The 13,540-nt window shown below is 61.3% G+C and carries 12 protein-coding genes; 10 read left to right on the top strand and 2 right to left on the bottom strand.

Going from position 1 to position 13,540, the window contains the following annotated elements; all coding sequences use genetic code 11:
- The first annotated feature begins 2 nt into the window (after positions 1–2).
- Positions 3–1,028, top strand: coding sequence for an SDR family oxidoreductase (locus tag AC07VR_RS15965; RefSeq protein ID WP_494994843.1), 1,026 nt, complete (start codon positions 3–5; stop codon positions 1,026–1,028).
- 110 nt (positions 1,029–1,138) lie between these two features.
- Here the strand turns inward: AC07VR_RS15965 and AC07VR_RS15960 are convergent, their stop codons facing one another.
- The gene (locus tag AC07VR_RS15960) at positions 1,139–2,950 is read right to left on the bottom strand and encodes an ABC transporter ATP-binding protein (RefSeq protein ID WP_495011777.1); all 1,812 of its coding nucleotides are present in this window, start codon (positions 2,948–2,950) and stop codon (positions 1,139–1,141) included.
- A 277-nt stretch (positions 2,951–3,227) separates the two neighbouring features.
- On the opposite strand from AC07VR_RS15960, the gene AC07VR_RS15955 reads away from it, so the two are divergent.
- The gene (locus AC07VR_RS15955; protein ID WP_494994785.1) at positions 3,228–3,641 is read left to right on the top strand and encodes a VOC family protein; all 414 of its coding nucleotides are present in this window, start codon (positions 3,228–3,230) and stop codon (positions 3,639–3,641) included.
- 112 nt (positions 3,642–3,753) lie between these two features.
- Here the strand turns inward: AC07VR_RS15955 and AC07VR_RS15950 are convergent, their stop codons facing one another.
- Positions 3,754–5,535: a helix-turn-helix domain-containing protein gene (locus AC07VR_RS15950; RefSeq protein WP_495011776.1), complete on the bottom strand. Its 1,782-nt coding sequence runs from the start codon at positions 5,533–5,535 to the stop codon at positions 3,754–3,756.
- Between the two features lie 168 nt (positions 5,536–5,703).
- Between AC07VR_RS15950 and AC07VR_RS15945 the strand changes: the two genes are divergently transcribed.
- The 8 genes from AC07VR_RS15945 (at position 5,704) to AC07VR_RS15910 (ending at position 13,533) form a co-directional block, all read left to right on the top strand.
- Complete coding sequence (locus AC07VR_RS15945) at positions 5,704–6,303, top strand: amino acid synthesis family protein (RefSeq protein ID WP_495011775.1); 600 nt, start codon at positions 5,704–5,706, stop codon at positions 6,301–6,303.
- Between the two features lie 130 nt (positions 6,304–6,433).
- On the top strand, positions 6,434–7,411 hold the full coding sequence (locus tag AC07VR_RS15940; RefSeq protein WP_495011774.1) for a flavin reductase family protein: 978 nt from the start codon (positions 6,434–6,436) through the stop codon (positions 7,409–7,411).
- Between the two features lie 22 nt (positions 7,412–7,433).
- Positions 7,434–8,945: an aldehyde dehydrogenase gene (locus AC07VR_RS15935; protein WP_495011773.1), complete on the top strand. Its 1,512-nt coding sequence runs from the start codon at positions 7,434–7,436 to the stop codon at positions 8,943–8,945.
- A 29-nt stretch (positions 8,946–8,974) separates the two neighbouring features.
- On the top strand, positions 8,975–10,051 hold the full coding sequence (locus tag AC07VR_RS15930; protein WP_494994780.1) for an LLM class flavin-dependent oxidoreductase: 1,077 nt from the start codon (positions 8,975–8,977) through the stop codon (positions 10,049–10,051).
- A 5-nt stretch (positions 10,052–10,056) separates the two neighbouring features.
- A complete protein-coding gene (locus AC07VR_RS15925) occupies positions 10,057–10,869 on the top strand; it encodes an alpha/beta fold hydrolase (protein WP_495011772.1) in 813 nt (270 codons plus the stop codon).
- The gene (locus tag AC07VR_RS15920) at positions 10,862–11,251 is read left to right on the top strand and encodes a carboxymuconolactone decarboxylase family protein (protein ID WP_494994778.1); all 390 of its coding nucleotides are present in this window, start codon (positions 10,862–10,864) and stop codon (positions 11,249–11,251) included. The genes AC07VR_RS15925 and AC07VR_RS15920 overlap by 8 nt, the downstream gene beginning before the upstream one ends.
- A gap of 196 nt (positions 11,252–11,447) precedes the next feature.
- Positions 11,448–12,644, top strand: a complete 1,197-nt coding sequence (locus tag AC07VR_RS15915; RefSeq protein WP_495011771.1) for a quaternary amine ABC transporter ATP-binding protein — start codon at positions 11,448–11,450, stop codon at positions 12,642–12,644.
- Positions 12,637–13,533 (top strand): ABC transporter permease, encoded by an 897-nt coding sequence (locus AC07VR_RS15910; protein WP_494994776.1) that lies wholly within the window; start codon positions 12,637–12,639, stop codon positions 13,531–13,533. The genes AC07VR_RS15915 and AC07VR_RS15910 overlap by 8 nt, the downstream gene beginning before the upstream one ends.
- Positions 13,534–13,540 lie beyond the last annotated feature (7 nt).

Raw genomic sequence — 13,540 nt, 5'->3', positions numbered from 1 at the left:
AATTGAAATCCGCTTTTGTTACAGGCGCTACCGGACTACTTGGCAACAACCTTGTGCGCGAGTTGGTTGCGCGCGGCTTCTCCGTCAAGGCACTGGTCCGCTCACAAGCCAAAGGCCGGCAACAGTTCGCCGGGCTGGCGGGGGTTGAGTTGGTGGTGGGCGATATGGCGGACGTGTCTGCCTTCTCCAGGACGTTGCAAAGGTGCGATGTGGTGTTTCACACCGCCGCCTTTTTTCGAGACAACTACAAGGGGGGCAGCCACTGGAAGGAACTCAAACGCATCAATGTGAACGGGACACAACGGCTCATCGAGCAGGCTTACCGTGCCGGCATCCGGCACTTTATCCAGACTTCATCCATTGCAGTGCTGAATGGGGCTCCGGGCCGACCTATCGACGAGACCTGCCTGCGTGAGTTGGCCGATGCCGACGACTACTACCGCAGCAAGATACTGGCCGACCAGGCCGTGCTGTCGTTTCTGGAGCACCATCCAGACATGCATGCCAGCATGGTGCTGCCTGGCTGGATGTGGGGCCCCGCGGACATCGGGCCCACCTCATCGGGGCAATTTGTCAACGACGTGGTTCTTGGCAAATTGCCAGGTCTGGTGCCCGGCAGTTTTTCCGTTGTCGATGCCCGGGATGTAGCACTGGCGCATATCGCGGCGGCAGAGCGCGGACGAAGCGGAGAGCGCTACCTGGCAGCAGGCCGCCATATGACCATGCGGGAACTGGTGCCCCTGCTGGGCAAAATCGCAGGCGTCAAGACGCCGACGCGTGATGTGCCTTTGCCCCTGCTGTACACCTTGGCGACACTCCAGGAACTCTACGCGCGCATCAGCGGCAAACCTGTCCTGCTCAGCCTGGCGACTGTACGGCTGATGGTTAAGGAAACCGGGCGCAGCCACTTCAACCATACCAAGAGCGAAAACGAACTCGCCCTGAAGTTCAGACCGTTTGAGCAAACGGTTGCCGATACGGTCGCCTGGTATCGCAGCCATGATTGGCTACCCAAGGTGACGGCATAAGTCCGGGCATGATGTGGTGGTGTCAGAGTGCAGGTGTTCGATCTGCAGCCCCATGAACTGCCGCCAATGCCTTGACCGTGATTGGCCCGGGGCCTCATGAGGCTCCCGGTCTATCGATAACCCCGTGCCTGCAAGTCAAACAACTGCGCATAGCGCCCGCCAGCCGCGACCAGGCTGTCGTGATCGCCCCGTTCCAGGATCGTTCCCTGGTCCAGCACGATGATGTGGTCTGCATTGCGCACACTGGAGAAGCGGTGAGAAATCAGCAAGGTCATGCGGCCTTGGGTGTGCCGGCTGAAATGCTCGAACACCGCCGCTTCCGCTGCCGGGTCAAGTGCCGAGGTCGGCTCATCCAGAATCAGGATATCGGCGTTGCGGCGCATATAGGCGCGGGACAAGGCGATCTTCTGCCATTGCCCGCCGGACAGTTCCTGCCCACCGGCAAACCATCGTCCCAATTGCGTGGCATACCCTCGATCCAGATGTTCGATGAAGGGTGCGGCCATGCCCTCGGCGGCGGCTTCATGCCAGCGTTTTTCATCGTCAAAGGCCAAGGTGTCGCCCACACCGATGTTCTCGCCCACGGAGAATTGGTAGCGAATGTAATCCTGGAAGATGACGCCGATGCGCCGACGCAGCGCATCCTCTTCCCAGCCCTGCAAATCGCTGCCGTCCAGCAGAATGCGCCCTTGATCGGGGCGATACAAACGGGTCAGCAACTTGATGAGCGTGGTCTTGCCCGAACCGTTCTCACCCACCAGTGCCACACTGCGACCCGGTACAAGGTGCAGGTTGATGCCCTCCAGAGCGGCTCGACTCGCCCCCGGATAGCGAAAACCGACATTCTCGAAACGCACTCCGTCACCGGGCATGACGCCCACGCTCAGGCCACCGGTGTCCACCACCACGGGTTCGGCGAGGTACTCATAGAGGCTCGAGAGGTAAAGCCCGTCTTCATAGAGACCGCTGATGGCGCTCAGACTGCTGCTTACGGCAGCCTGCCCCTGCTTGAACAGCACCAGGTACATGGTCATCTGCCCCAGGCTGATGTTGCCGTGGACGGTATCGACCACCACCCAGGCATAGGCCAGATAAAACGCCCCCGTCCCCAGCAGACCGAGCACAAATCCCCAGCCATCCCGGCGCAGGGTCAGGCGCCGGTCTTCGGCGTAGAGACGGGTGAACGTGTCTCTGTATCGCTGCAACAGCAGCGGGGCAAAGCCAAATAGCTTGACCTCTTTGATGTAGCCCTCGTGGGAGAGCAGCGTCTCGATGTAATTCTGCTGCCGACTCTCCGGCGCGCGACGGGTGAACAGACGAAAAGCATCGCCGGAGAAATGTGCTTCGGCGAAAAACACCGGCAACGCACCGACCACCAGTAGCACCAGCGCCCAAGGTGAAAAATGCACCAGCAACAAGCCGAAGCTGATCAGCACAATCAGGTTCTGGATCAGCCCCAGCGACTTGATCACCAGCGCCAACGGCCGGGTCGAGGCTTCGCGCCGCACCCGGACCAACTTGTCGTAAAACTCGGAGTTCTCGAACTGCACCAGAGACAAGGTCTGAGCCTTCTCCAGAATCATGGTGTTGACCTTCTGCCCCAACTGCACCCGCAACAACGACTGCTGCACCGAGAGTGCACGCTGGGTTCCGGACAGTAACGCGAGCACACCGGCTTCAAACAGCACATAACGCACAGCGGGCCACAACGGCGCGCTGCCCTGCCGGGCGTGCAACTGCATGGCGGTCACCACCGCATCGACGATGCGCTGTCCCAGCCAGGCCGCCAACGCCGGCAGCACACCGGCAATCAGCGTCGCCAGCACCAGCCCCAGAAACAGCCCGCGGGAAGTTCCCCAGACCAGCAACAAGGCACGTCTCGCCTGGTCGAGCAACGAGGCGAAACGGTCAAGAACAGGCATAGGGCAATGGACTCGGCTGAGGATGGGAGATGGGTGTGTCGGGTTCGTTGATCATGACAATGCACCATGGTACTTCAGCTCGACAACGGGGCGCTCCAGCTAACGCGCGTGTCTGCAGGTGGGGCGATAAGCCTCAGCTGATCCATAGAAAAAACATCTAAAAAAACACAACCGCACACCGCGATTTAGCGCTTTGCTACTGGGGGTCAACGCCCATCGGAATTCGCGGACAAACCCAACGTCCAGCCGATGCACCCACCATTGCCGGGAGCAGAACATGAAAATCAATCCCTACCTGATCTTCAACGGCGACTGCCAAGCCGCCTTCACTTTCTACGCCCAATGCCTGCCAGGCAAGATCGAAGTCATGATGACCTTTGGCGAAAGCCCGGCTCGCGAGCAAATTCCAGCGAACTGCCACAACCTGATCATGCATACCCGCCTGCTGGTCGGCGATCAGGCAATCATGGGTTCGGACACCACACCCGATCGCCCCACTAACGGTATGAGCGGTTGTTCGATCTCGTTGAATGTCGACAGCGTTGCCGAAGCAGAGCGGATCTTTGCTGCGCTGGCGGACAAAGGGACGATTCAAATGCCGCTGGAAGCCACCTTCTGGGCGGCCCGCTTCGGAATGCTGGTTGATCGCTTCGGTGTGTCGTGGATGATCAATTGCGAAAAGGATCAGTGAACCTGGTTTCAGCCATTCGATAAGGGGACGGCCTTCATCGGTCGCTCCCCTGCCACACCAGCCGGCTGCGGGCCGGTGTACCGAAGGGTTCATTTATTTCGAAAACGTCATCCTAGTTATCAATCACCCGTTGCAAATGAATCGCCAACTCCGTGGCAAACCGCCGCTCCGGCGTCTCGACATCAATGCCGAACAGATCCTGAATCCGCGACAGGCGATACCTGAGCGTCGTCACGTGCACTCCCATTGCATCAGCACAGGCCTGACTGCGGCAGCTTTCCCTCAGGTAGACGGTCAGTGTTTCGAGGTAAGGCGTGTGGTGTTTGCGGTCATGAGCCAGCATGGCACCGACGCTTTCATTGACGAAGGTACGAATATCTTCACCGCCTACCGCCGCCATGAAGATGGGTATCGGTCCAAAGTCCTGATCGGAGATCGGGCCATTGCGGCCGAACGAACGAGCAATATCGATCAGCCGCCTGCAGCGTTCCCAGGCGGCGGGGTAATCGGTCAGCATCCTGCAGACGCCGCTGGCCAGCAGAATCGGCTCGGCCCCCAGGTAGTGCGCCAGGTCATCGGCAATCTGGCGCTGGACCTTGGCCAGCCGCTCGCGGCCCTTCTCGCCTTCCGAGGGCACCAGGCACACCAGGCCATTGTCGACGATGATCACCGTTGAGTGGATCGCCACCCGCGCCAGGATTCGTGCCACGTTGTGATGCAGGTTCTTCGACTCTTGGGCCTTGCCGCCGTAATCGATAATGATCATTTGCTGCGCGGTGCTGAAGCTGATGCCCAGGCGCTGCGCCCGCTGCTGGATATCATCGGCGTCGCGCCAGCGGCCTTCGAGCACCTCGAACAGCAGTTCGGTCTGGGTTCGGGTTTCGAAGCGAAAGCGGATAAAGCTGCGCATCATCTGCACGCTCAAGGCGAACCTGGCGCTTTCCAGCATCAACAGATCCAGCTCATTGACCCGCTGTGCCACAGGGAACAGCACCAGTGCCCCCACCAGCTCGTGATCGATCATCAGCGGCTCGATCTGCGCCCGCAGGGTGAACTGACGCTGGCCGTCGTCGAGGAACAGATTGACCGTACTCCTGAGCGCACTTCTCAAGCTTTCATGCGCGGCCCTGGAGATCTGCACACTCAGCACGCCGGCGACCGCCGCCTGCCAGGCAATGTCATCGAACAACGCCGTATCCGGTGAGCGACCGGCCACCACCTGATTAGCGGTAAAGTCCACCGCAATCACCGGGTTGGGTAACTGGTTACCGACCATCAGCGACAGCGACGTCACGGAACCGCCGCCCAGCACGTGCTCCAACAAGGTGGTATGCACATGCAACGCCTGCTGCATGCGTTCGGCTGCGCGGCGCTCGGCTTCCAATTGACGCTGACGCTCCACCGCGATGGCGCCCAGATGGATGATCATGCCGAGGAACACCCGGTCTTCCTCTGACACGTCCATGATCGTGCGGGAAATCACGCTGAGTACCATGGGCCGACCATCGAAGTCGGTGCAGTTCATCGGCATCACCATCACCGTACGGTAATCGCGCTCCAGGGATTCGCTGCGATACCCGGGGTACTCGCATTCACGTACGTCGCGGATAAACACCGGCTCATTGCGCTGTAAGGCGGTCATCACCGGGCTGGATGACAGCTCCCAGCAATCCACCAGGGGCCGCTGCACCAGGGTCGGGTCATGGCGGGCAATGACGTGGCCAAAACCGGCCTCCATATCAATGGCCATGATTGAGCTCATGGTCCAGTGGGTGTGACGACAACTGGCGTAGACCAACTGGTGCAGCATCGATTGCAGATCGCCGCCGGAGTTGATCTGGCTGGCCACATCGCGCAACGACAGTATCTGCATTTCTCGATTCAAGGCGCTCACCTGAACATGAAGGTCACGGCAGGAAACTAGCCTGCCAGGCCGGCCTGATACTTGCTCCGGTTCCGAGCAATGTCCAGCTCATTTGCACTGCTGAACCACGGAAGACTCTGTTTCCCTTTGCTCCTAGCCTAAGGCCATAACCAACAGCCACAAGGGCGACGAGTCATCATGAATCTAGAGAATCTGGGCGTCAGGAAGTATTCCACCTTTATCGAGCAAACCTTTATCGAGGGCGGCAAGGACGCCGGCAAGCCAATCACCCTGATCGTCGTGGCCGCCGTGCTGAAAAACCCCTGGGCCGGCCAGGGCTTCGTGGAAAACCTGCGCCCGGAGATCCTGCGCCTGGCCCCGGGCCTGGGCCATGAGCTGACCCGCCGCCTGATTGCGCTGATGCCGGGCGACCAGGTCGAAGCCTTTGGCAAGGCCGCCTGCGTCGGGGTCAATGGGGAAATCGAGCACGCTTCCGGGCTGATCCACACCCTGCGCTTTGGCAACCTGTTCCGCGAGGCGGTGCAAGGCACGGCCTACCTGAGTTTTACCAACACCCGCAACGCACCCGGTGCCCTGCTCTCCCTGCCGATGGTGCACAAAAGCGAAACCGGCAAGCGCTCGCATTTTCTCACCGCCAATTTCCAGATCGCCGATGCGCCAGGGCCGGACGAAGTCCTGATCGCCATCGGTGCCGCCGACGGCTCGCGCCCGCACCCGCGTATTGCCGACCGCTATCAGGACATGGCGGAGATGGAAGTGGAAAGTCCAAAGGACTGAAACACCCCCTTCGAACCGCAGCAAAACTTCTGCTGCAGTTGCTCTTGATCGACGCAAGCCCAGCGGTTTTCTTCCCCGTAGGCTTGCTGCAAACCATAAGAAACACGCCCTTAAAAACAGGAGTACTCCGATGCCGAGCACCATGGTCAGCGCCAACGTTGCAGCCGTCGATCCTGGCGCCTTGCGTCAGGCCTTCGGCACCTTCGTTACCGGGGTTACCGTCATCACCACCCATGACACCGAGGGCAACCCACGGGGCATGACGGCCAATTCGTTTACCTCAGTCTCCCTTGACCCGCCGCTGCTCCTGGTGTGCGTCGGCAAGTCGGCGGCCAGCTACGCCTCGTTCGCCAGCACCGAACACTTCGCCGTCAACTTGCTGCATGAAGGGCAAGTGGACGTCTCGGGCACGTTTGCCTCCAAGTCACCGGACAAGTTTCACACCGTCAACCACGACAAGGTCCACACCGGCGCGCCGATTCTCACCGACAGCCTGACCTGGTTCGATTGCACCGTGGACCAGCGCATCGAAGCCGGCGACCACCTGGTGCTGATCGGCCAGGTCCGCGCCTTCGGCACCAGCCCCAAGCTGCCGCTGTGTTTTTGCCGGGGTCGCTACGCCAACATCCAGGACCCGCTGCCGGCCAGTTGGCTGGACTCTCACAAGATGATCATCGGCTACCTGATCGAAGCCGGCGACGCGATTCTGTTCCGCGCCGATGGCAAAGGTGGCTGGACCCTGCCCGTGGCGGGCAAGCGCAAAGGCTTCATTGACGCGGGCCAGAGCGCCCTGCCGATCGAACTGGAATCGACCTTTCTGTACTCGGTGTTCGATGTCGACGACACCGACCCCGGCTACCTGATCTACCGCGCCCAACTCGGGCAACTCGACGCCGAGTTGCCCGACACCCTGCGTTTCTTCCCCCTGGACGACTTGCCCATCGAGCTGATGCCGGTCAACGAATTGCGTTCAGTGGTGCGCCGCTACGCCCGCGAGCGCGAGAACCAGCAGTTCGGCATTTACACCGGCTCCGCCGCCAGCGGCCGGGTGGCAATGATCGAAAACACCCCGCTGCCACGCGCAGCACTGGCCCACGAATCCCTTTGACACGCACCCACAGGACTCTTGCATGAAAACCACGGTCAGCGCCCTTGAGGGCAATCGCCTTAACCTGTTCATCGATGGTCGGTTCGTCGCCCCCAACAGCGATATCTGGATCGACAGCTTCGACCCCACCACCGGCCAGGCCTGGTATCAATTCGCCCAGGCGGATGCCAGCGACGTGGACCATGCCGTCGCGTCGGCCCAGCGCACTTTCAACGACCCGCAATGGCGCAACCTGACGCCCACCGCGCGGGGCAAATTGCTCTATCGCCTGGCCCAACTGGTGGCGGAAAACGCCGAAGCCCTGGCCCTGCTGGAAACCCGCGACAACGGCAAGCTGCTGCGGGAAATGCGCGCCCAGATGAGCGCCCTGCCGGACGCCTATACCTACTTCGCCGGCATGGCTGACAAGCTGCAAGGCGAAACCATCCCGGTCAACAAGCTCAACCAGCTCAACTACAGCACCCGAGAACCCTTGGGCGTGATCGGCATGATCACCCCTTGGAACTCGCCGCTGATGCTGCTCACCGGCACCCTCGCGCCATGCCTGGCCATCGGCAATACCGTGGTGATCAAACCGTCCGAGCATGCCAGCGCCTCCACCCTGGCCCTGGCCGAACTGGTGATCGAAGCCGGCTTCCCGGCAGGCGTGGTCAACGTCGTCACTGGCAATGGTGCGGTCACCGGCGATGCCCTGACCCGCCACCCGGCCATCGCCAAATACGTGTTCACCGGCAGCACCGACACCGGGCGGCGCATCGCCGGCAATGCGGCGAACAACCTGGTGCCGTGCCAGATGGAACTGGGCGGCAAGTCACCCCACGTGGTGTTTGCCGATGTCGACATCGACAAGGCGGTCAACGGCGTGGTCTCTGGCATCTTCGCCGCGGCCGGGCAAAGTTGCGTCGCCGGCTCGCGCTGCTTTGTCGAAGCGCCGATCTATGACAGGTTCGTTGAAGCCCTGGTGGCCCGTACCCAGCGCATCAACGTCGGCCACCCCATGGAAGAACACACCGATATCGGCCCGCTGGCGCTGCAAGCCCAGTTGCAAAAACTGGAGGGTTACATCGCCAGCGGCGTGAAACAGGGCGCGCAGGCGGCCATCGGTGGCAAACGTCCCACCGCCTCGCACCTGTCCGAAGGCTGGTACTTCGAACCTACCGTGATGGCCAACGCCACCAACGACATGCCCTTCATGCGCGACGAACTGTTCGGCCCCGTGGTGGGCGTCATGCCGTTCACCTCGGAAGAACAGATGATCAGCCTGGCCAACGACACCTCCTACGGCCTGGCCTCGGGGATCTGGACCCAGAACATCGATCGCGCCATGCGCTTCGCCAATCGGATCGACGCCGGCACGGTGTGGATCAACACCTACCGCAGCGCCGCCTACATGTCTGCCAATGGCGGCTTCAAGCAGAGCGGTTATGGCCGTCGCGGGGGCTTTGACGTGATGCGCGAGTTTTCCCGGGCCAAGAATGTGGTCATCGATTACTCCGGCGAGATGCAGGACCCCTTCGTCATTCGCCTGCGCTGATCAAGCCTTCGTTATTCAAGGAGCTACCCATGAAATTTGCCGTATCGTTGAGCATGGAACGTTTTTCCCCCGACGTGCCCATGCAGACCGTAATGGCCAACCTGTTGGAACTGGCCACGATCGCCGATGAAGGCGGCTTCGAAACCCTGTGGACTTCGGAGCACCACACCCTCGAATGCACTATCGCCCCCAACCCGTTCCAGACCCTGGTGTGGCTGGGCCAGCACACCCAGCGCATTCGCCTGGGCACCGCGACCCTGGCAGCCGCCTATTGGCACCCGATCCGCCTGGCGGGTGAAGCGGCGCTGTGCGATCACCTGACCAACGGACGCCTGGAATTCGGCATTGCCCGCGGTTCCTATCAGTATGAATTCGACCGCATGACCCCCGGCCTGCAACAGCAGGAAGGCGTGGGCTATATGAAGGAACTGGTGCCGGCGGTGCAAAAGCTCTGGGCCGGGGATTACGCCCATGACGGCCACTACTGGAAGTTCCCGCAGACGGCCGCTGTGCCCAAACCGTTGCAAAAGGATCACCCGCGCATCTGGGTCGCCGCGCGAGATCCGGGCACCTTCGACTGGGCGGTGGGCATCGGCGCCAACATCCTCTCCACCCCACTCTCGGCACCGGCCGCTGAAATCGCCGTGCTGGGGGAGAAGTTCAACAAGGCCGTGGCCGACAATCCCCATGTACCGCGTCCGCGCTTCATGATGCAGCGCCGTACCTGCGTGTATGCCAAGCCAGAAGATTGGGAGTTGCCAGTGCGCCACAGCATGGACTTTGGCCGCGCCTTCGAAAACCTGATGCAGAACGTCGGCACCGTGCACAACGGTTTCCCTGAAGCCGTGCCCTTTGAAAGCGTGCGGGGTAAGGAGAATTACAACCCGGAAAACCTGCGGCGCAACCTGATGTTCGGTACCCCGGACGAGATCATCGAGAAGTTGCTCGATTACGAAGCCGCCGGTGTCGACCAGTATTGCCTGGGCCTGACCTTCAACCTGCCGTTCGAATTGCAGAAGCAGACGCTGCGCCTGTTTATCGATGAAGTGATGCCGGTATTCGCCGAGCGCGAGCGCGCCAAACGTCGCGAACAGGTCACGGGGTAAGCGCCATGAGCGACACACAACGATTCAGCGTGGCCAACGTCACCCTCAACTATCGCCTCGATGGCCAGGGACCGCGCCAGCTGATCTGCATCCACGGTGTCGGCTCACGCCTTGAGGCCTGGCGCGATGTGGTGGAGCACTTGAAAGAGTACTTCACCATCCTGACCTTCGACCTGCGCGGCCACGGCCAGTCATCCCGCACCCAGGGTCGTTATGAAATCGATCACCTGGTGGGTGAAGTCCTGGCCCTGGCCGAGCATGTCGGCTTCAAGCGCTTCGACCTGGCCGGCTTCTCGTTGGGTGGGCTGATCGCCCAACGCCTGGCCCTGACCCATCCGGCACGGGTTCAGCGCCTGGTGCTGCTGTCGACGGTCGCCGGGCGTAACGCTCAAGAGCGCGAACGGGTGCAAGCCCGCCTGGCGGCCTTGCAAGCCGGTGAGCCCGTCGCGCACTACGAAGCGTCGCTGTCGCGCTGGCTGACCGAGGACTTTCAAGCGCGCAACCCTGAAGCCGTCACCCGCTTGCGCCAACACAATACCGACAACGACCCGGGCTGTTACGCGGCGGCGTATCGGGTGCTGGCGGAGTCGGATTTCGGCGAACAGCTATCGCAGATCCGCTGCCCGACGCTGATTGCCACGGGGGCTGACGATGCGGGTTCCAACCCGAGAATGGCCGCGTTCATGCACGAACGCATCAAAGGCTCACACCTGAAAATCCTGCCGGGGTTGCGCCACTGCATCCTGATCGAAGCACCAGAACAGGTGGCTTTGATCATGCACGACTTCCTGGTTGATTCGGAGACACATCATGGATAAGTCATTGCAAGCCCAAGGTGAAACGGTTCGCCGCCAGGTCCTGGGTAACGCTTACGTCGACCAGGCCCTGGGCAAGGCCGACGATTTTTCCCGGCCCTTCCAGGCCGTGCTCAACGAGTACTGCTGGGGCATGGTCTGGACCGACGACGCCCTGGACCTCAAGCAACGCAGCCTGCTGAACCTGGGCATGCTGGCGGCGCTGGGCCGGATGGACGAGTTCGGCACCCACTTCTGTGGCGCCATACGCAACGGCCTCAGCGACGAGGAGCTGCGCGCCGCGCTGGTACAGATCGCGGTGTACTGCGGCGTGCCGGCGGGTGTCGAAGCCTTTCGTGTCGCCCGCAAAGCGCGGGAAACCATGAGTCAGGAGGAGCAATCATGATTTTGCGACCGACTGACGCCTCACTCTTGCACTCGCCACGCCGCTCATGCTGTAAGTGCCATCGCACAACAACAAGAAATTTTTGAGACTGCACCTTTGCGTCACTAACACCTGAATGACCCTGACTGCCAGTAGCCCAAAAATTTCTATTAATGAAGTTTTCCGCAGATTGCAAAATAACAATTGGAGGCAATTGGTGAGCGAACGACTGAAGATTGAGAACCTCTACAAAGTCTTTTCCTCTTCGCCAGACAGAGCCATGCAGCTCTTGACGGCCGGGGTCAGCAAAGACCGAATCCTGGCCGAGACCGCCACCGTGGTCGGCCTCAATAACGTATCGCTGTCCATTCCCAGTGGCGCGATCTACATGATCATGGGCCTGTCCGGGTCGGGGAAATCCACCCTGGCACGCTGCATCAATCGCTTAAACGAACCGACGGCGGGCAAGATTCTGCTCGACGGTGAAGACCTGCTGACCTTGAACGAAAAAGAGCTGCGGGAAGTCCGACGAACGCGCATCTCCATGGTGTTCCAGCACTTCGCGCTGCTGCCGAACAAAACCGTGATCGAGAACACCGAATTCGGCCTCAAGCTGCGAGGCATTCCTGCGGCCCAGCGGCGTAAACGCGCCGAGGAAGTCCTGGCAATCGTCGGCCTGGCCAAGTGGGCCGATCACCATCCCCATGAACTCTCCGGCGGGATGCGCCAGCGGGTCGGCCTGGCCCGTGCCCTCACCACCGACGCCGATGTGCTGATCATGGATGAAGCCTTCAGCGCCCTCGATCCGCTGATTCGCACGGAAATGCAGGACGAGTTGCTGCGCCTGCAACGGACCCTGAAGAAAACCATCCTGTTCATCACCCACGACTTTCAGGAAGCCCTGAAGCTGGGCACACGCATTGCGATCATGGCCGACGGCCAAGTCGTGCGCGAGGGCACGCCCCAGGAAATCGTCATGGACCCCGGCAGCGACTATGTGGCCGCGTTCACTCGGGAGGTGGATCGCTCCCGGTTGTTTGATGCCCGCTCGATCATGGAAACCGCCGACACCCTGCTGGTACAGGGCGACACCCGCATTGTCGGCAGTGAGAGTTCCAGCGCGTTCGTCCTCAATGCCAGCGGCAAAGCGGTCGGCGTGCTGGATTCAGGTGCGCTGCTGGCCATCGGCGGCGGTGCCGATGCCCTGCAACGCCTGTCGACTCAGTTTGTCAGCGTGCGGGCCAACGCCAAGCTGGTGGAAGTGGCACGCCAGCTCAAACCAGGCCTGCCGGTGGCCGTGGTCGATGGCGAGGGGCTGTTTGTCGGCACCCTGAACACTGCCCACATTCTCGATTGTATCGCCAGCGTCCCGTCCCATCGCCCATCCGCTGCGGAGGTTGCACACCATGCTTAGTTCAGAAGACCTTGCCGTTTTCCCCGTGGACCAATGGATCAGCCAGGGCGTCGAATGGCTGGGCATTCATTTGCGGCCGATGTTCCAGGCGATTCGCTGGCCGGTGGAACACCTGCTGGCGTTGAGCGACAGCGTGATCCACGCCATTCCCTTCCCGATCATGGTGCTGCTGATGTTCCTCGTGGCCTACCGCGCCGCGAGCCTGGGGGTGGCGCTGTTCAGCGCCGTCGCCCTGGTGATCATCGCCGCCCTGGGTGTGTGGGACGAGGCCATGACTACCTTGTCGCTGATCACCACGGCAATTGTGATCTGCATGCTCATCGGGATTCCGGTGGGCGTCTGGTGCGCCCGCAGCGAACGGGTCTGGGGCGTGATGCGGCCGATCCTCGACATCATGCAGACCACGCCGACCTTCGTGTACCTGGTGCCAGTGGTGATGCTGTTTGGCGTGGGCACCGTATCAGGTGAAGTGGCGGTGGTGATTTCCGCCTGCCCGCCGCTGATCCGCTTTACCTACCTGGGCATCCGCATGGTGGAAACGGAACTCGTTGAAGCCGGCCAGGCCTTTGGCGCCGATCGCCAGCAATTGCTCTGGGAAATCCAGTTGCCCCTGGCGATCCCGACCATCCTCGGCGGCCTCAACCAGACGGTCCTCACGGCCATGGTGATGTCGGTGGTGGTGGCGATGATCGGCGCCGAAGGCCTGGGCCTGGTGGTATTGCAAGGCCTTGGGCGCATGGACGTGGGCCGGGCGGCGGTGGGCGGGATCGCCATTGTGCTGCTGGCGATGATGCTCGACCGCATCACCCAAAACCTGGCGCAACCGACTCCGCGCAAACGCAAATCACTGTTCAAGCGACTGCTCAATCCGCGTCCGGTCAACGCATAAGAAAAAG

Source organism: Pseudomonas sp. GW821-FHT02H09, from assembly GCF_059421425.1.
This window is presented reverse-complemented; position numbering and strand designations above follow the sequence as displayed.

Bases quoted from the DNA above. Each gene is read 5' to 3' on its own strand.
- AC07VR_RS15920 (WP_494994778.1), top strand. From the start codon at position 10,862: ATGGATAAGTCATTGCAAGCCCAAGGTGAAACGGTTCGCCGCCAGGTC.
- AC07VR_RS15925 (WP_495011772.1), top strand. From the start codon at position 10,057: ATGAGCGACACACAACGATTCAGCGTGGCCAACGTCACCCTCAACTAT.
- AC07VR_RS15960 (WP_495011777.1), bottom strand. From the start codon at position 2,950: ATGCCTGTTCTTGACCGTTTCGCCTCGTTGCTCGACCAGGCGAGACGT.
- AC07VR_RS15910 (WP_494994776.1), top strand. From the start codon at position 12,637: ATGCTTAGTTCAGAAGACCTTGCCGTTTTCCCCGTGGACCAATGGATC.
- AC07VR_RS15930 (WP_494994780.1), top strand. From the start codon at position 8,975: ATGAAATTTGCCGTATCGTTGAGCATGGAACGTTTTTCCCCCGACGTG.
- AC07VR_RS15940 (WP_495011774.1), top strand. From the start codon at position 6,434: ATGCCGAGCACCATGGTCAGCGCCAACGTTGCAGCCGTCGATCCTGGC.
- AC07VR_RS15935 (WP_495011773.1), top strand. From the start codon at position 7,434: ATGAAAACCACGGTCAGCGCCCTTGAGGGCAATCGCCTTAACCTGTTC.
- AC07VR_RS15955 (WP_494994785.1), top strand. From the start codon at position 3,228: ATGAAAATCAATCCCTACCTGATCTTCAACGGCGACTGCCAAGCCGCC.
- AC07VR_RS15945 (WP_495011775.1), top strand. From the start codon at position 5,704: ATGAATCTAGAGAATCTGGGCGTCAGGAAGTATTCCACCTTTATCGAG.